This is a genomic window from Schinkia acidoalkalinis (assembly GCF_054301215.1).
The window spans coordinates 631121-647365 of record NZ_CP182573.1 but is presented as its reverse complement, the minus strand read 5'-3'; the positions used below and the strand labels follow the sequence as shown (position 1 = coordinate 647365).

At 39.6% G+C, this 16245-nt stretch carries 19 protein-coding genes; all 19 read left to right on the top strand.

Annotated features, from left to right (window positions below):
- The first annotated feature begins 9 nt into the window (after positions 1–9).
- Positions 10–591 carry a transcription factor FapR gene (gene fapR / locus ACNQFZ_RS03305; RefSeq protein ID WP_458413935.1) on the top strand — a complete coding sequence of 194 codons (582 nt, stop codon included), beginning with the start codon at positions 10–12 and terminating at the stop codon, positions 589–591.
- A complete protein-coding gene (plsX, locus tag ACNQFZ_RS03300; RefSeq protein WP_458413934.1) occupies positions 592–1575 on the top strand; it encodes a phosphate acyltransferase PlsX in 984 nt (327 codons plus the stop codon).
- Between the two features lie 13 nt (positions 1576–1588).
- Positions 1589–2533, top strand: a complete 945-nt coding sequence (gene fabD, locus ACNQFZ_RS03295; protein WP_458413933.1) for an ACP S-malonyltransferase — start codon at positions 1589–1591, stop codon at positions 2531–2533.
- Positions 2534–3274: a 3-oxoacyl-[acyl-carrier-protein] reductase gene (gene fabG, locus ACNQFZ_RS03290; protein WP_458413932.1), complete on the top strand. Its 741-nt coding sequence runs from the start codon at positions 2534–2536 to the stop codon at positions 3272–3274.
- A 183-nt stretch (positions 3275–3457) separates the two neighbouring features.
- Positions 3458–3694 carry an acyl carrier protein gene (gene acpP, locus ACNQFZ_RS03285; RefSeq protein WP_458413931.1) on the top strand — a complete coding sequence of 79 codons (237 nt, stop codon included), beginning with the start codon at positions 3458–3460 and terminating at the stop codon, positions 3692–3694.
- Between the two features lie 99 nt (positions 3695–3793).
- Positions 3794–4537, top strand: a complete 744-nt coding sequence (rnc, locus tag ACNQFZ_RS03280) for a ribonuclease III (protein ID WP_458413930.1) — start codon at positions 3794–3796, stop codon at positions 4535–4537.
- Positions 4538–4667: 130 nt separating this feature from the next.
- Positions 4668–8225 carry a chromosome segregation protein SMC gene (gene smc, locus ACNQFZ_RS03275; protein ID WP_458413929.1) on the top strand — a complete coding sequence of 1186 codons (3558 nt, stop codon included), beginning with the start codon at positions 4668–4670 and terminating at the stop codon, positions 8223–8225.
- 14 nt (positions 8226–8239) lie between these two features.
- Positions 8240–9229 (top strand): signal recognition particle-docking protein FtsY, encoded by a 990-nt coding sequence (gene ftsY / locus ACNQFZ_RS03270; RefSeq protein ID WP_458413928.1) that lies wholly within the window; start codon positions 8240–8242, stop codon positions 9227–9229.
- Positions 9230–9333: 104 nt separating this feature from the next.
- Entirely contained in the window at positions 9334–9666 is a 333-nt protein-coding gene (locus ACNQFZ_RS03265) for a putative DNA-binding protein (protein WP_458413927.1), read from the top strand.
- Positions 9667–9678: 12 nt separating this feature from the next.
- Positions 9679–11022, top strand: coding sequence for a signal recognition particle protein (ffh, locus tag ACNQFZ_RS03260; protein WP_458413926.1), 1344 nt, complete (start codon positions 9679–9681; stop codon positions 11020–11022).
- A gap of 95 nt (positions 11023–11117) precedes the next feature.
- Positions 11118–11390 carry a 30S ribosomal protein S16 gene (gene rpsP, locus ACNQFZ_RS03255; protein WP_458413925.1) on the top strand — a complete coding sequence of 91 codons (273 nt, stop codon included), beginning with the start codon at positions 11118–11120 and terminating at the stop codon, positions 11388–11390.
- A 14-nt stretch (positions 11391–11404) separates the two neighbouring features.
- Positions 11405–11632 carry a KH domain-containing protein gene (locus ACNQFZ_RS03250; protein ID WP_458415293.1) on the top strand — a complete coding sequence of 76 codons (228 nt, stop codon included), beginning with the start codon at positions 11405–11407 and terminating at the stop codon, positions 11630–11632.
- Between the two features lie 58 nt (positions 11633–11690).
- Positions 11691–12071, top strand: a complete 381-nt coding sequence (locus ACNQFZ_RS03245) for a YlqD family protein (RefSeq protein WP_458413924.1) — start codon at positions 11691–11693, stop codon at positions 12069–12071.
- A gap of 16 nt (positions 12072–12087) precedes the next feature.
- Entirely contained in the window at positions 12088–12603 is a 516-nt protein-coding gene (gene rimM / locus ACNQFZ_RS03240; protein WP_458413923.1) for a ribosome maturation factor RimM, read from the top strand.
- Positions 12604–13338, top strand: a complete 735-nt coding sequence (gene trmD, locus ACNQFZ_RS03235) for a tRNA (guanosine(37)-N1)-methyltransferase TrmD (RefSeq protein WP_458413922.1) — start codon at positions 12604–12606, stop codon at positions 13336–13338.
- Between the two features lie 132 nt (positions 13339–13470).
- Positions 13471–13815 carry a 50S ribosomal protein L19 gene (gene rplS, locus ACNQFZ_RS03230; protein WP_458413921.1) on the top strand — a complete coding sequence of 115 codons (345 nt, stop codon included), beginning with the start codon at positions 13471–13473 and terminating at the stop codon, positions 13813–13815.
- 65 nt (positions 13816–13880) lie between these two features.
- The gene (gene lepB / locus ACNQFZ_RS03225) at positions 13881–14438 is read left to right on the top strand and encodes a signal peptidase I (protein ID WP_458413920.1); all 558 of its coding nucleotides are present in this window, start codon (positions 13881–13883) and stop codon (positions 14436–14438) included.
- Positions 14439–14447: 9 nt separating this feature from the next.
- A complete protein-coding gene (gene ylqF / locus ACNQFZ_RS03220; RefSeq protein WP_458413919.1) occupies positions 14448–15308 on the top strand; it encodes a ribosome biogenesis GTPase YlqF in 861 nt (286 codons plus the stop codon).
- Between the two features lie 155 nt (positions 15309–15463).
- Positions 15464–16237 (top strand): ribonuclease HII, encoded by a 774-nt coding sequence (locus tag ACNQFZ_RS03215; protein ID WP_458413918.1) that lies wholly within the window; start codon positions 15464–15466, stop codon positions 16235–16237.
- The last annotated feature ends 8 nt before the right edge of the window (positions 16238–16245 follow it).

The window sequence follows — 16245 nt, the reverse complement described above, 5'->3', positions numbered from 1 at the left end:
GTGAAGTCAGTGCGGTTATCAAAAAAAGAGCGACAGGAGCAATTAAAAACGACAATTGACGAAACTCCATTTATCACTGATGAAGAGCTTTCAAAAAAATTTAATGTCAGCATTCAAACGATCCGTTTAGATCGGTTGGAGTTATCAATTCCAGAGCTCCGTGAAAGAATAAAAGATGTAGCGAAAAGTAAGTTGGATGAAGAAGTAAAGTCCTTGCAAATAGAAGAAATTATTGGAGAAATTGTTGATTTAGAGATGGACGAAAGTGCAATATCTATTTTCGATGTAAAAAGTGAACATGTTTTTACAAGAAATCGAATTGCGCGCGGACATCATTTATTTGCGCAGGCAAACTCATTAGCTGTTGCACTGATTGATGACGAATTGGCGCTTACAGCAAAAGCAAATGTTAAATTCACGCGTCAGGTTAGAGAAAATGAGCGTGTCGTTGCAAAGGCGAAAGTGATTGCAAATGATGAGAAAAGGCATAGGACTACAGTTCTTGTACAGTGCTACGTCGGACAAGAGCTGGCATTCATAGGCGAATTCGAAATGTTTAGACCGAATAAAATGAAATGTGAGGTCCGATGAATGAAAATAGCAATTGATGGAATGGGAGGGGACCATGCCCCCGAGCAAATTGTAAAAGGTGTAGTCGAAGCGGTAAAAGCATTTCCGGATATTGAGTTTACTTTAATAGGGAATGAACATGAAATTAAAAAATACTTATCTAGTACAAAAAATGTTTCGATTATACATACAGAGGAAATCATTGAAGCGACTGATGAACCGGTGCGGGCGGTTCGCCGCAAAAAAACAGCTTCGATGGTATTAATGGCAAATGAAGTCAAGGAAGGGCGAGCCGATGCTTGCATCTCTGCGGGTAATACTGGTGCTTTAATGGCTGCAGGACTATTCGTTGTTGGTCGAATCGAAGGAATTGATCGACCTGCACTTGCACCGACATTACCGACGATTGATGGTCAGGGCTTTGTGTTTTTGGATGTAGGGGCCAATGCCGATGCTAAACCGGAGCATTTATATCAATATGCGATTATGGGCTCCGTTTATGCTGAAAAGGTTCGTAAAATAAAAAATCCAAGAATTGGCTTATTAAATGTTGGTACAGAGGATAAAAAAGGGAATGATTTAACAAAGCATGCCTTTCTTCTGCTGAAAGAGGCACCGATAAACTTTATCGGTAACGTCGAAGCCAGGGATTTATTGGACGGGGTTGCCGATGTTGTTGTGGCCGATGGTTTTTCCGGCAACATTGCGTTAAAAGCAATCGAAGGTACAGCATTTGCCATTATGAAGATGTTGAAAAGGGAGTTAACAAGCAGCTTGAAAACAAAGCTCGCTACGGCGGTAATCAAGCCGCAATTATATAATTTGAAAAATAAGCTTGATTACTCTGAATACGGCGGCGCTGGACTTTTTGGCTTAAAGGCGCCGGTCATTAAAGCGCATGGGTCCTCTGATCAAACGGCTATTTTGAATGCGATCAGACAAGCGAAGGATATGGTTGAAAAAGAAGTCATTACAACGATTGAAACAACAATTCAGGCAAAATAAAGGAGGAGAGAAAGTGGGGAAAATTGCTTTTATTTTTCCAGGGCAAGGTTCACAAACAGTTGGCATGGGGCGGACGCTCGTCGAGAATATAGAAACGGCGGCGCAAATTTTCAAAAAAGCAGATGAAAAATTAGGATTTTCTTTATCGGAGATTATTTTTAATGGGCCGGCGGAGACGCTTACCTTAACAGAAAATGCCCAGCCTGCATTGCTTACTACAAGTATTGCGATATTAGAATTATTAAAGGAACATGGAATTACAGCGGATTATACAGCAGGGCATAGCCTTGGAGAGTATACTGCTTTAGTTGCAGCCGGTGCGATTAGCTTTGAGGATGCAGTCTTTGCCGTCCGAAAACGCGGCGAATATATGGAAGAGGCTGTTCCTGCCGGAGTTGGAACAATGGCAGCAGTTTTAGGAATGGAAGAGGCTGACCTTGAAGCCGTAACAGATGAAATAACGGCAAATGGTGATACTGTGCAGCTTGCTAATATGAACTGCCCAGGTCAAATCGTGATTTCTGGCACGAAAAAAGGGGTCGAGGACGCTTCTCTATTAGCAAAAGAACGGGGAGCGAAAAAGGTGATTCCATTAGTTGTCAGCGGTCCTTTTCATTCCGTTTTAATGAAGCCCGCTGCTGAAAAATATACAGACGTGTTAAACCAAATTGAAATCCATAATGCAGAAATTCCGGTTATTGCCAACGTAACAGCGAAGGCGATGACGGATAGCGCAGAAATAAAAGAAAAACTAATCGAACAGCTTTATTCACCGGTCCGTTGGGAGAAGTCAGTAGAAACAATGCTGGAAAATGGTGTAGATACATTTATTGAAATTGGACCTGGAAAAGTATTGTCAGGTTTAGTGAAAAAAGTGAATCGCAAAGTGAATACTTTTGCAATATCAGATCAAGAATCATTGCTTGAGATTGTGGCGAAGCTAAAGGGGGACGCTTAAATGTTATCAGGAAAGGCAGTACTCGTAACAGGTGCATCACGTGGAATTGGCAGAGAAATTGCCTTGCAATTAGCTGCTAGTGGGGCAAAAGTTGCCGTGAATTATTCTGGCAGTGAAGCGAAAGCTAAAGAAGTTGTCGATGAAATCAAAGCAAATGGCGGAGAGGCTTTCGCGATTCAAGCGGACGTTTCTAATGCTGAATCTGTTGAGGCGATGGTGAAGGAAGTCATTAACCAATTCGGCGCATTGGATGTTCTTGTAAATAATGCCGGAATCACTCGTGATAATTTATTGATGAGAATGAAGGAAGAAGAATGGGATGCCGTTATTAATACGAATTTAAAAGGTGTATTTATTTGTACAAAGGCAGTTACCCGCCAAATGATGAAACAAAGAAAAGGCCGGATTATTAATATTGCTTCCATCGTTGGTGTGTGCGGCAATCCTGGGCAAGCTAACTATGTTGCTGCTAAAGCGGGTGTGATTGGTTTAACGAAAACAACCGCAAAAGAACTTTCAAGCCGCAATATTACAGTCAACGCAGTTGCACCTGGCTTTATCACAACAGACATGACTGATGAGCTTCCGGAGGACGTGAAAAATGAAATGTTGAAACAAATTCCATTAGCTCGTTTCGGTAATCCAGCGGATATCGCCAACGTTGTGCGCTTTTTAGCTTCTGATGAAAGCAGCTATATTACGGGGCAAACCATCCATGTTGACGGCGGTATGGTGATGTAAGTGCAAAAGCTTAAAGCTAGTTTAGCGAAGTCCACTAGTCGCTGGGCGCTGAAGCTGACCGAAAACTTCCATTTGGGGAGCAACGTAAAATTTTAATATACCCTAAAGCATAAAATACTGTGACTTGGTCTAGTTTTTTTAGCTAGAATCTAATATAATACCTTGAGGGGAGGTGAACGAACAATGGCAGACGTTATAGAGCGTGTAACAAAAATCGTCGTAGATCGTTTAGGTGTAGAAGAAGCAGATGTTAAACTAGAAGCTTCTTTTAAAGATGATCTAGGAGCAGATTCCCTTGATGTAGTTGAATTAGTAATGGAATTAGAAGATGAATTCGATATGGAAATTTCTGATGAGGATGCAGAGAAAATTTCTACTGTTGGAGATGCTGTTAACTACATAAAAGCTAATGCAAAATAATGAAGAGTCCCGTGATTACACGGGGCTTTCTCCAATTTTAATCATCTTCTTACATTAATAGCGCAACATTAGTTGTGCATTCTGGTTGTGGAGGTTGCTATGTCAAAGCCAATGAAAAAAAGAGAGAAAAAAATAGGGATTAAACAAAAATTAAAGTTTCAGGAATTACAAGATAACCTTGACATTCAGTTTGAAAATGAGTATCTCCTCATTCAAGCTTTTACCCATTCCTCATATGTTAATGAACATCGGATAAAATCTTCAGAGGACAATGAGAGATTGGAATTTTTGGGTGATGCAGTATTGGAACTAACGGTGTCCCATTATTTGTTTAATCACTATCCTGCAATGAGTGAAGGAGATTTAACAAAGCTAAGAGCAGCTATCGTTTGTGAACCATCGTTGGTTCATTTTGCCCATCAGCTTTCATTTGGAGAGTATGTTCTATTAGGTAAAGGTGAAGAGCTGACTGGCGGTAGGGCAAGACCGGCTTTACTTGCAGACGTTTTTGAATCATTTATCGGTGCCCTTTATCTTGACCAAGGATTGGAAAAAGTGATTGAATTTCTGCAAAAGGTTATTTACCCGAAAATTAGTGAAGGTGCTTTTTCACATGTTATGGACTATAAAAGCCAGCTTCAGGAAATCGTTCAAAGAAATGGACAAGGTTCACTTGAATATTTAATTGTCCAAGAAAAGGGCCCTGCCCATAATCGTGAGTTTGTATCACGGGTTACATTAAATGGGGAAATCCTTGGCACCGGGATTGGAAAATCGAAAAAAGAAGCAGAGCAAAAAGCTGCGAAAGAAGCACTTGATGAATTAAAAAATGAACAACATTAACAGAAACTCAAACGTACTGTTACTTAGTTTTTCATCCTTTTGGTGAAAGACTCGGAACCAGTATGCTTGAGTTTCGCTTTATCTTTTATATTTTTCTAAATGCGCCTTTACATAATGGGGAGGAATTTTTTTGCATTTAAAGCGTCTAGATATCGTGGGTTTCAAAGCATTTGCTGATCGAACTTCAGTTGATTTTGTACAGGGTGTAACGGCGGTCGTGGGACCAAATGGCAGCGGGAAAAGTAATATTACCGATGCTATTCGTTGGGTTTTGGGGGAACAATCGGTAAAATCCTTGCGGGGTTCGAAAATGGAGGATATTATTTTTGCAGGCAGTGATACTAGAAAACCCCTTAATGTCGCCGAGGTAACCTTAACGCTCGAAAATGACGATCAATTTTTGCCGATTGATTATCATGAAGTCAGTGTCACGAGAAGGGTCTACCGTTCGGGTGAAAGTGAGTTTTATATAAATAAACAATCCTGTCGATTAAAAGATATCATTGATTTATTTATGGATTCAGGTTTAGGACGTGAAGCTTTTTCAATTATTAGCCAAGGGAAAGTTGAGGAAATACTTAGCAGTAAGCCAGAGGATCGCCGAACAATCTTTGAAGAGGCTGCGGGTGTATTGAAATATAAGACCCGCAAGAAAAAAGCGGAACTCAAATTATTTGAAACACAGGATAATTTAAATCGTGTTGATGATATTATTTATGAAATTGAAGGCCAGCTTGAGCCTTTAAAGATACAATCTTCCATTGCAAAAGATTATATTGAAAAGAAAGATGAACTAGAAAAAACAGAAGTTGCCTTAACTGTTTATGAGATAGAGGAGCTTTATCGTAAATGGGATCAATTATCAAAGCAATTTGAACAACATAAAGATGTTGAAATTGAGCTTTTGTCAAAGGTACAAATGGAAGAGGCAGAAATGGAAGCGCTCAGGGAAACCATTGAGGTCATTGATGGTTCAATTGCAGAGCTTCAGGAAGTTTTGCTTCTTTCTAGCAATGAATTAGAAAAGCTTGAAGGGCAAAGAGAAGTATTAAAAGAACGGAAAAAGCATGCAACACAAAACCGCTCACAATTAACACAAACGATTGATGATTTGAAAGCGAAAGCCTGTCTTTATGAATCACAAATTGGAAAGCAGACAGAAATCTTCACAAAGCATGTGGAGGAACTGCAAGAACTGCAAAAAGAATTAAAGAAGTATGAGTCAGAGTTGCTTGCCGTTAGTCATGATATTGAAGGAGAACTTGAGAACTTAAAGAGCAATTATATCGATTTTTTGAATAGACAAGCTTCCTTCAAAAATGAAAAAAGCCATCTTGATGACCAACTGCAGCAATTTGAGACTAAAAAAGAACGTTTAGATCAGGATAATGAAAAGTATTTGTTGGTCCGCAAAGAATTAGGTGAAAAAAAAGCAGAGCTACTTGCAAAAGTTGAAAAAAAGCAAGAGGAAATTCACGCCGGGCTCTCGAAATATAAGCAATTGGAACAAAAGTTGGTGAAAGAGCGTGATGAATACCATAAAAAAGAAACCCAGCTTTACCAAGCCTATCAGTATTTACAAAAATTCAAATCAAGAAAAGAAATGCTTGAGGAAATGAAAGAAGATTATTCCGGCTTCTTTCAGGGTGTAAAAGAGGTATTAAAAGCAAAGCTACCGGGTATAGAGGGGGCTGTTGCAGAACTTATCCATGTTGACAAACAAAATGAAACGGCTATTGAAATCGCTTTAGGCGGTGCGATGCAGAATATCGTTGTCGATCATGAAAATCATGCCAGGGAAGCAATTGCCTTTCTGAAAAAAAACCACCATGGTCGAGCTACTTTCCTGCCTTTAAGCGTCATTAAAGGGAAGACCCTTCCGGAATCACAAGTAGTGATGCTTAGAGGTTATTCATCCTTTGTTGGCATAGCATCAACATTGGTAAGATATGATGCAAAATATCATGAAGTTATTGCCAATTTATTAGGGAATGTCATTGTAACTGTTGATTTAAAGGGTGCAAACGAATTGGCGCGGGTTTTAAATCACCGCTACCGCATAGTTACTCTTGAAGGCGACGTTGTCAATCCAGGAGGATCGATGACAGGGGGCTCTATTAAACAAAAGACAACCTCCTTATTTACACGACAAAGGGAATTAGAAGATATCGTTGCAAAATTACCGGATATGGAGAGAAAGACTGAACTTCTCGAACAACAAGTCAAAACATTAAAGAGTAGCATTCAAGAAAACGAACAAGAACTAGCATCGTTAAAAGAAGTCGGTGAAAGACTGCGGATGGAAGAGCAAGAGATGAATGGCGATGTCCGCGAATTGGAAGTAGAAGAGAAAAATGTAAATGAACGCCTTAAGATTTACGATCTCGAGAATGAAAGGTTTGCGGAAGAAAAACAAGATGTTCAAAGAAAGCTCGATGAGGCAACTGAAAATCTGCGTAATTTAGAAGAAAAGATTGCTCGTTTAGATCAACAAATGGCAGAACTAACCAATCAAAAGAAACATCAGCAAGCCTCAAAGGAAACATTACAGCATAAAGTAACAGAGCTAAAGGTATTGGCAGCTGAAAAAGGACAATTAGTGAAAAATGAACAAGAACAGTTGCATCGCCTTGAGGATGAGAAACGGCGAACAGAGGAGCAATTAACAACCCTTTCCTTAGATTTACAGTTTCTTAATGATGAAATGGATACAAGTGTTTCTGGAGAAGGGAAACTAGAAGATTTAATCAATCATAAGGCGAATGAGAAAGAACGTGCACTGTCGCTCATTACAGGCCGTCGGGAAGAACGGTTGCAGCAGCAATTGAAGCTGGAGGATTTGACACGAGAAAACAAAGAGCTAAGACGTCAGCATAAACAAATGGTGGATGCTACAAAGGATGAAGAGGTTAAAATTAACCGGCTCGATGTCGAATTAGAAAATAGGCTCACACAACTCAGTGAAGAATACACCCTTTCTTTTGAAGCTGCTAAGGAAAAATATCCATTAACAATCGATAGTAACGAAGCGAAAAGAAAGGTCAAGCTCATCAAAATGGAAATTGAGGAACTTGGTACAGTTAATCTTGGGGCTATTGATGAATACGAGCGCATTTCAGAACGCTATCAATTTTTATCTATCCAGAAAAATGACTTGAATGAAGCGAAGGATACCCTTCATCAAGTGATTTGCGAAATGGACGAAGAAATGAAAAAGCGGTTTGAATTATCATTTTTCAGTATTAAAGCCGAATTTGAGCAAGTATTCAAAGAGCTTTTCGGCGGCGGCCGTGCTGACCTCGTACTAACAAATCCAGAGGATTTATTAAACACAGGTGTTGATATTGTGGCCCAGCCACCAGGCAAGAAATTACAAAACTTAGGTCTTTTATCGGGTGGGGAACGAGCGTTAACGGCGATTGCCTTATTGTTTGCAATTTTACGAGTGCGACCTGTACCGTTCTGTGTCCTTGATGAGGTGGAGGCGGCACTGGATGATGCAAATGTATCCCGCTTTGCATCTTACTTAAAGCAATTTAGCAAAGAAACGCAATTCATTGTCATTACCCACCGGAAAGGGACAATGGAGGAAGCTGATGTCCTATACGGTGTCACCATGCAGGAATCGGGCATTTCGAAGCTTGTTTCTGTCCGTCTCGAAGATTCAAAGCAGTTAATTGAAGGATAAGGAGTTTGATAAATTTGAGTTTCTTTAAAAAATTAAAAGAAAAAATATCGCAAAAAACAGAAGAAGTAACTGGAAAATTCAAAGATGGCTTGGCAAAGACGAGAAATTCATTCTCTGAAAAGGTTAATGACCTTGTGTCGCGCTATCGTAAAGTAGATGAAGAGTTCTTTGAAGAATTAGAAGAGATTTTAATCAGTGCCGATGTTGGCGTTACAACAGTAATGGAACTTATTGATGTCTTAAAAACAGAAGTAAAAAAACGCAATATTCAAGATCCAAAAGACGTTCAAGCGGTGATTTCTGAAAAACTTGTGGAGCTATTTACAGAAGACAACCATAAAGAAGAATCATTAAATATTCAACCGGATGGTTTGACAGTGATTTTGTTTGTCGGTGTGAATGGCGTCGGCAAAACAACAACAATTGGGAAGCTTGCCTATAAGCTGAAAAGTGAAGGGAAATCCGTTCTACTTGCGGCCGGGGATACGTTTCGTGCCGGTGCGATTGAACAATTAGAAGTTTGGGGAGAGCGCGTTGGTGTTGATGTCGTGAAGCATTCTGAAGGTTCTGATCCTGCTGCCGTTATGTATGACGCAGTTCAGGCAGCGAAATCACGAAAAGCTGATGTATTAATTTGTGATACGGCAGGGCGCCTGCAAAATAAAGTAAACTTAATGAAAGAGCTAGAGAAAGTCAAGCGGGTGATTGAGCGCGAAATTCCTGGAGCCCCGCATGAGGTATTACTGGTTTTAGACGCAACAACCGGCCAAAACGCGATGAGCCAAGCAAAACAGTTTAGCGAGACAACGGATGTAACCGGGATTGTATTAACGAAGCTTGATGGTACAGCAAAGGGTGGAATTGTGCTTGCCATCCGCCATGAGTTAAAAACGCCGGTTAAATTAGTTGGCCTTGGCGAAAAGATGGAAGATTTACAAGAGTTTGATCCTGAGCAATTTGTATATGGTTTATTTGCTGAGATGATTGAAAGCTCAGAGGAGTAAACTGTTATAGTCATGTACTGTCCAGTTATTTTACTTGACATTCTCGATCTCGAAGTGTATATTTTAACCTGTAAAGGGAATTCACTTAACAAGGAGGCCTTTGTATGCTCGAAAAAACAACGAGGGTGAATTATCTTTTTGATTTTTATCAATCGTTGTTAACGAAAAAGCAACGGAATTATATGTCATTGTATTATCTTGATGATTATTCACTTGGTGAAATTGCCGAGGAATATGAAGTCTCAAGACAAGCAGTCTATGACAATATAAAGCGTACAGAGACCATGCTAGAAGATTATGAAAGCAAGCTGCATCTTTTTGAAAAGTTTCAAGAGAGGCAGGAAATTATTCAAAAGCTAAAGCTTATGACTAATGACGAAGAGGTAAATGGGGATGCCATTCATGAATTGATGGACGCCCTTGAGAAATTAGATTAGGAGGCGGCCGCTATGGCGTTTGAAGGATTAGCCGACCGACTGCAAAATACAATACAGCGAATTCGTGGCAAAGGAAAAGTGACGGAAGATGATGTAAACGAGATGATGCGTGAAGTGCGCCTTGCACTTTTGGAAGCTGACGTTAACTTCAAAGTAGTCAAAGATTTTGTCAAACGAGTGAAAGAACGGGCAGTAGGCCAGGAAGTGATGAAAAGTTTAACACCTGGTCAACAAGTCATCAAAGTTGTTCAAGAAGAGCTTACCGAGTTAATGGGTGGTTCGCAAAGCAAAATTGCTGTCAGCAACCGCCCACCAACTGTTGTGATGATGGTTGGTTTGCAGGGCGCCGGTAAAACAACAACGACTGGAAAACTTTCAAATCTTCTTAGAAAAAAGTACAATCGAAAACCTTTACTCGTGGCAGCCGATATTTATCGACCTGCAGCGATTAATCAGCTGGAAACACTGGGTAAGCAATTAAATATTCCTGTATTCTCTTTAGGAGATCAAGTTAGTCCTGTTGAGATCGCAAAACAAGCAATTGAAAAAGCGAAGGAAGAGCATCTCGACTATGTATTAATTGATACGGCAGGCCGTCTTCATATTGATGAAGCGTTGATGGATGAACTAAAAGACATCAAAGAAATTACAAAGCCGGATGAAATTTTCCTAGTTGTTGATGCTATGACAGGTCAGGATGCCGTCAATGTAGCCCAAAGCTTTAATGACCAGTTGGGCGTAACGGGAACCATCTTGACAAAGCTTGACGGGGATACACGCGGTGGTGCCGCTTTATCGATTAAAGCTGTAACGAATATTCCAATTAAGTTTGTTGGTATGGGTGAAAAGCTCGATCAATTGGAGGATTTTCATCCTGAACGCATGGCCTCTAGAATACTCGGTATGGGTGATGTGCTTACTTTAATTGAAAAAGCACAAGCAAATGTTGATCAGGAAAAAGCCAAAGAGCTTGAAGAAAAAATGAGAACAATGAGCTTCACATTTGATGATTTCTTAGATCAATTAGCTCAAGTTCGTAAAATGGGCCCGCTCGATGATTTAATTGGCATGCTGCCTGGTGCCAATAAAATTAAAGGCTTAAAGGACCTTAAGGTTGATGAAAAGCAAATTAAACATGTGGAAGCAATTATCCAGTCGATGACCAAGAAAGAAAAAACGAACCCTGAAATAATTAACGGCAGCCGCAAAAAGAGGATTGCGAAAGGCTCCGGTAGAACTGTGCAGGAAGTAAACCGTTTGTTAAAGCAATTTGAAGATATGAAAAAAATGTTTAAACAAATGAGTAACATGAATGTAAAAGGCAAGAAAAAAGGCTTTAAATTTCCTTTCATGTAAAGTCATTTTGAGGTGTCAATAAATTTTACTTTACAAACGGAATAAAAATTGATAGTATTTAAAAATGTGTAAAACATATTGGAGGTAGATTTATAATGGCAGTAAAAATTCGTTTAAAACGCATGGGAGCAAAAAAATCTCCTTTTTATCGTGTAGTAGTAGCTGATTCTCGTTCACCACGTGATGGACGTTTCATTGAAGAAATCGGAACTTACAATCCGGTTGCGAAACCAGCTGAAGTAAAGATTGACGAAGAAGCAGCACTTAAGTGGCTTCAAAATGGTGCAAAACCATCTGACACAGTACGCAACTTATTCTCTACACAAGGCATCATGGAAAAATTCCACAACGCAAAGCTTTCTAAGTAAGTTGTATGAATGCTATGATCGATTTAATTGAAACTATAGTTAAGTCGCTTGTTGATTATCCCGACGATGTTGTCGTGAAGGAAGAAGAGGATGATCGCAAAGTAACGTATAACTTAACGGTTCATAAAGACGACGTAGGAAAAATAATTGGCAAACAAGGGCGTATAGCCAAAGCCATTCGAACAGTGGTATATGCTGCTGCTTCGAATGAAAGCAAAAGAATACACCTAGAAATTATGTAAAAGGGCGAGGCTATTCCTCACCCTTTTTTCATACTCTCTTTTCGAACAGGTGATAGATATGAAAATAATTAGGAATATTATTGTTAAGCAAATATTAACTGAAGAAAGTAAACAAATGCTTATAAATAAGTTTGAACAGCAAATCGGGCAGCTCAATAAGGAAATTGCCCAGCTCCAGTTTGAAAAGAAAAAGGTCGAAAAAACGAAAAAAGTGCCTTCAGTTTTAGCTCAATTCGATAAGGAAATTTCTAGCAGAAATGAAAAATCTAAGCTCATTCAATACCAGCTTGAGCAATTAGGAATTCTTCCGCTTGGAATGGAGTTAAAAGAAACGGAGGTACAAGGCATTGTGGACATTCATGAAGGTGATCATTGGGATGAACTCACGAAGGAACGGACGATAGTAATCAAGAATGGCATTATTGACGAGATACGCTAAGTGGGAGGGACTGTTTGTGACAAAATATTTTAATGTCGGAAAAATCGTTAATACTCACGGTATTAGAGGGGAAGTAAAGGTTATATCTTCCACTGATTTTCCGGAGGAGCGTTATAAAAAAGGAAATACCCTTTATATCGAACTTGGACCCAAAGAGATGGTTGAGGTCAAAGTAGCATCAGAGCGACTACATAAAAATTTTTATCTATTAACGTTTGTAGGGTTAGGAAATATTAATGATGTCGAAAAATTCAAAGGAAAAATACTGAAAATAAGCGAAGACCAACTGGATGACGAGTTAACCGAGGATGAATTTTATTACCATGAAATTATCGATTGCGAGGTTTTCACTGAAGAAGGGGAAAAGCTTGGGACAATATCTGAAATCCTTTCTCCTGGGGCAAATGATGTTTGGGTGGTTAAACGTTCTGGAGAGAAAGATTTGTTATTACCTTATATTGAAAATGTAGTAAAAGAAGTTGACGTGGAAAATAAAAAGGTGATTGTACATCTAATGGAAGGGTTATTATAAATGAAAATCGATGTCTTAACGCTGTTTCCTGACATGTTTTCCGGGGTTTTTGGTCAATCTATTTTAAAAAAAGCAGAAGAACGTCAGATTGTTACATACAATGTTTATAATTTCCGGGAATTCTCTAAGGATAAGCATCAAAAGGTCGATGATTACCCATATGGGGGCGGAGCAGGGATGGTGTTAACGCCACAGCCAATCTTTGATGCGGTAGCCGATATTACGAAGGATGGGACCAGTAAGCCAAGGATTATTCTGATGTGCCCGCAAGGAGAACGATATACACAAAGTAAAGCGGAAGAGCTCGCAAGGGAAGACCAACTTATTTTTATTTGCGGGCATTATGAGGGTTATGACGAGCGAATCCGTGAATATCTTGTGACCGATGAAATTTCAATTGGTGATTATGTATTAACAGGTGGCGAATTAGCAAGCATGGTGATTATCGATAGTGTTGTCCGCCTACTCCCGGGTGTTTTAGGGAATGAGAGTTCCGCTCCTTGCGATTCTTATAGCAGTGGTTTATTGGAACATCCGCATTATACGAGGCCAGCCGATTTTAACGGTATGATGGTTCCGGAAGCTTTGCTATCTGGAAATCATAAAAAAATTGAAGAATGGCGCGCAAAAGAATCACTGCGAAGGACTTTTCTGAGAAGGCCGGATCTTTTAGAACAGCGCCAATTGTCAGATGAAGAAAAAAAGTGGCTTGAAGAGTTCAGGAAGCAAGAATAGACTATTGAAACTATTTTTTCTTTATGGTATATTAAACCTTGTGCTTGAACTACCGGTTCAAGCTTGGATAACGATGTTCCGCTGTAATGGTTTTATTTTTACATGAGCATCTGTGTGGAAGGAGTGAAGACGATGCAACAATTAATTCATGACATCACAAAAGAACAATTAAGAGCAGACATTCCTGCGTTCCGTCCTGGTGATACATTGCGTGTACACGTGAAGGTTGTCGAGGGTAACCGTGAACGTATCCAGGTGTTTGAGGGTGTTGTTATTAAGCGTCGTGGTGGCGGAATCAGCGAAACATTTACAGTTCGTAAGGTATCTTACGGTGTAGGTGTTGAACGTACATTCCCATTGCATACACCAAAAATTGCGAAGATTGAAGTTATGCGCCGCGGTAAAGTTCGCCGTGCGAAACTTTATTACCTACGTAATCTTCGTGGTAAAGCAGCTCGTATTAAAGAAATCCGATAATTTGATGAAAAAGGAGCTTGGGAGACAAGCTCCTTTTTTCCAACTAATATTTTGGAGGAACGTATATGTCCCAAAGCAAGAACGAGGTATGGGAATGGATTAAAGCATTAATTATTGCAGTTTTATTGGCTGGTGGAATTCGATATTTCTTATTTGCTCCTATTGTTGTCGATGGTGAATCGATGATGCCGACTTTGCATGACCATTATCGGATGATTGTGAATAAAATTGGCTATAAAATTGGGGAGCCAAAAAGATTTGATATTGTCGTATTCCATGCGACAGAAGACCGAGATTATATAAAACGTGTGATTGGCTTGCCTGGCGATCATGTCGAATATAAAGACGATGTGCTATACATAAATGGCAAACCAATTAAAGAGCCTTATTTGGATCAGTATAAGAAAGAAGCAAATGGACCACTTACTTATGATTTTACGCTTGAGGAAGTAACCGGCTTAGATAAGGTGCCAGAGGGACATATTTTTGTCCTTGGAGATAATCGCCGCTTTAGTAAAGATAGTCGGATTATCGGAACAGTAAGTATGGATAAAGTTCTTGGGAAAACAAATATCGTATATTGGCCTCCCCGCGATTTTCAAATCATAAGTAATAAGCAGTAGGTGAAGTCTATGACAATTCAATGGTTTCCGGGCCATATGGCAAAAGCGAAACGTCAGGTTATCGAAAAATTAAAATTAATAGATGTTGTAATTGAACTTTTGGATGCACGCGTACCTTACTCGTCTCGTAACCCGATGATTGATGAAATCATCACAGGTAAGCCGCGCTTAGTTTTATTAAACAAGGCTGATTTAGCTGACCCAAAAAAAACAGATGAATGGATTTCCTATTTTGAGAATAAAGGATTAAAATGCCTGGCCATCAATGCACAAACAAAGAATGATATGAAACAAATTATTGCTGAGTGCAAAGTGCTTACACAAGATAAATTTGCAAAGATGCGGGCCAAAGGAATCAAAAATACAAGGGCCATTCGTGCCCTTATTGTTGGTATTCCAAATGTCGGTAAATCAACTTTAATTAATAGGCTGGCAGGCAAGCCAATTGCAAAAACGGGTGATCGTCCGGGTGTAACAACCGGCCAACAATGGATTAAGGTTGGAAAAGAGTTTGAGTTGTTAGATACCCCGGGTATTTTATGGCCGAAATTTGAGGATCAAGAGGTTGGTTATCGTTTAGCGGTAACCGGCGCAATAAAGGAAAACCTTTTGGATTTTCAAGATGTAGTTGTTTATGCTTTGAAATTTTTAACGAAGGAATACCCTGAAAATCTAAGGGATCGCTATCAATTAGAGGCCATTTCAGCAGATATGGTTGAATTATTTGATCAAATTGGAAAATTTAGAGGCTGCCTCGCGAGCGGAGGCATCGTCGATTATGATAAAACAGCAGAGGTTATTATAAGGGATATTCGCTCTGGTAAGCTCGGGCGTTTAACTTATGATAAACCAACAGATATTGAAATATAAGGTGTTAGGCACTTCCTTAACTCGTGTTAGCTAGTATTATTACGATACAGATACTGGCAATGGAGTTAATTGTGAAGCGAGCTTGACGCCTTCTTTATTTTTTTCATTGAATGCCGATATAAAGAATAACTTTTACATAGAAAGTGAGTTTTATTATGCCTAAAACATTAAAGGAAATTGAAGAAATTTTAAAAATCGGTGGGAAGTTGCTGAATGAAAGCTTTTTACTGGAGTTAATGAGCGACGAGCGGAAAGGTGCACAAAGTTTATATCGGAAATGGTTGAAAACACAGGAAGAAAAACAAAAACTTGAGAATAAGTTTAAAGAAATGTCACGATTTGAAGAGGATCTCCGCACACAGGATATACATATGATTGCCGGTGTCGACGAGGTTGGGAGAGGTCCGTTGGCAGGGCCTGTTGTAGCCGCGGCTGTCGTTTTAGGCCGGGATTTTTTCCTTCCGGGATTGAATGATTCCAAGGCCTTATCCGAAAAAAAGCGTGAGGAATTCTATCAATATATTATGGAGCATGCTGTAAGTGTTGGGATTGGCAGTGCAACGGCGACTGAAATAGACGAATATAATATTTATCAGGCTACAAAACTAGCGATGAAAAGAGCTATTGAGCATTTAGCTATATCTCCTGAGTTTTTGCTTGTGGATGCAATGGAAATACCAGTTTCAATCCCACAAACGGCGATTATTAAGGGAGACGCCAAAAGTATTTCCATTGCCGCCAGCTCCATCGCTGCCAAGGTAACGAGGGACCGTTACATGAAAGAGTTAGCTGAAAAATATCCACAATACGGATTCGAAAACCATATGGGCTACGGAACGGCATTTCATTTAGAAGCAATCGAAAAATACGGCATAATCCCTGAACACCGCCGCTCATTTGCGCCTATAAAAGAATATGCTCTTAGCTAATATTCCAA

What these genes read in the sequence shown, in the direction of transcription:
- ACNQFZ_RS03245 (WP_458413924.1), top strand. Translation starts at nt 11,691, where the DNA reads ATGAAAATAATTAGGAATATTATTGTTAAGCAAATATTAACTGAAGAA.
- rpsP (WP_458413925.1), top strand. Translation starts at nt 11,118, where the DNA reads ATGGCAGTAAAAATTCGTTTAAAACGCATGGGAGCAAAAAAATCTCCT.
- plsX (WP_458413934.1), top strand. Translation starts at nt 592, where the DNA reads ATGAAAATAGCAATTGATGGAATGGGAGGGGACCATGCCCCCGAGCAA.
- ACNQFZ_RS03250 (WP_458415293.1), top strand. Translation starts at nt 11,405, where the DNA reads ATGATCGATTTAATTGAAACTATAGTTAAGTCGCTTGTTGATTATCCC.
- ACNQFZ_RS03215 (WP_458413918.1), top strand. Translation starts at nt 15,464, where the DNA reads ATGCCTAAAACATTAAAGGAAATTGAAGAAATTTTAAAAATCGGTGGG.
- ffh (WP_458413926.1), top strand. Translation starts at nt 9,679, where the DNA reads ATGGCGTTTGAAGGATTAGCCGACCGACTGCAAAATACAATACAGCGA.
- ACNQFZ_RS03265 (WP_458413927.1), top strand. Translation starts at nt 9,334, where the DNA reads ATGCTCGAAAAAACAACGAGGGTGAATTATCTTTTTGATTTTTATCAA.
- trmD (WP_458413922.1), top strand. Translation starts at nt 12,604, where the DNA reads ATGAAAATCGATGTCTTAACGCTGTTTCCTGACATGTTTTCCGGGGTT.
- rplS (WP_458413921.1), top strand. Translation starts at nt 13,471, where the DNA reads ATGCAACAATTAATTCATGACATCACAAAAGAACAATTAAGAGCAGAC.
- acpP (WP_458413931.1), top strand. Translation starts at nt 3,458, where the DNA reads ATGGCAGACGTTATAGAGCGTGTAACAAAAATCGTCGTAGATCGTTTA.
- lepB (WP_458413920.1), top strand. Translation starts at nt 13,881, where the DNA reads ATGTCCCAAAGCAAGAACGAGGTATGGGAATGGATTAAAGCATTAATT.
- ylqF (WP_458413919.1), top strand. Translation starts at nt 14,448, where the DNA reads ATGACAATTCAATGGTTTCCGGGCCATATGGCAAAAGCGAAACGTCAG.
- fabG (WP_458413932.1), top strand. Translation starts at nt 2,534, where the DNA reads ATGTTATCAGGAAAGGCAGTACTCGTAACAGGTGCATCACGTGGAATT.
- rnc (WP_458413930.1), top strand. Translation starts at nt 3,794, where the DNA reads ATGTCAAAGCCAATGAAAAAAAGAGAGAAAAAAATAGGGATTAAACAA.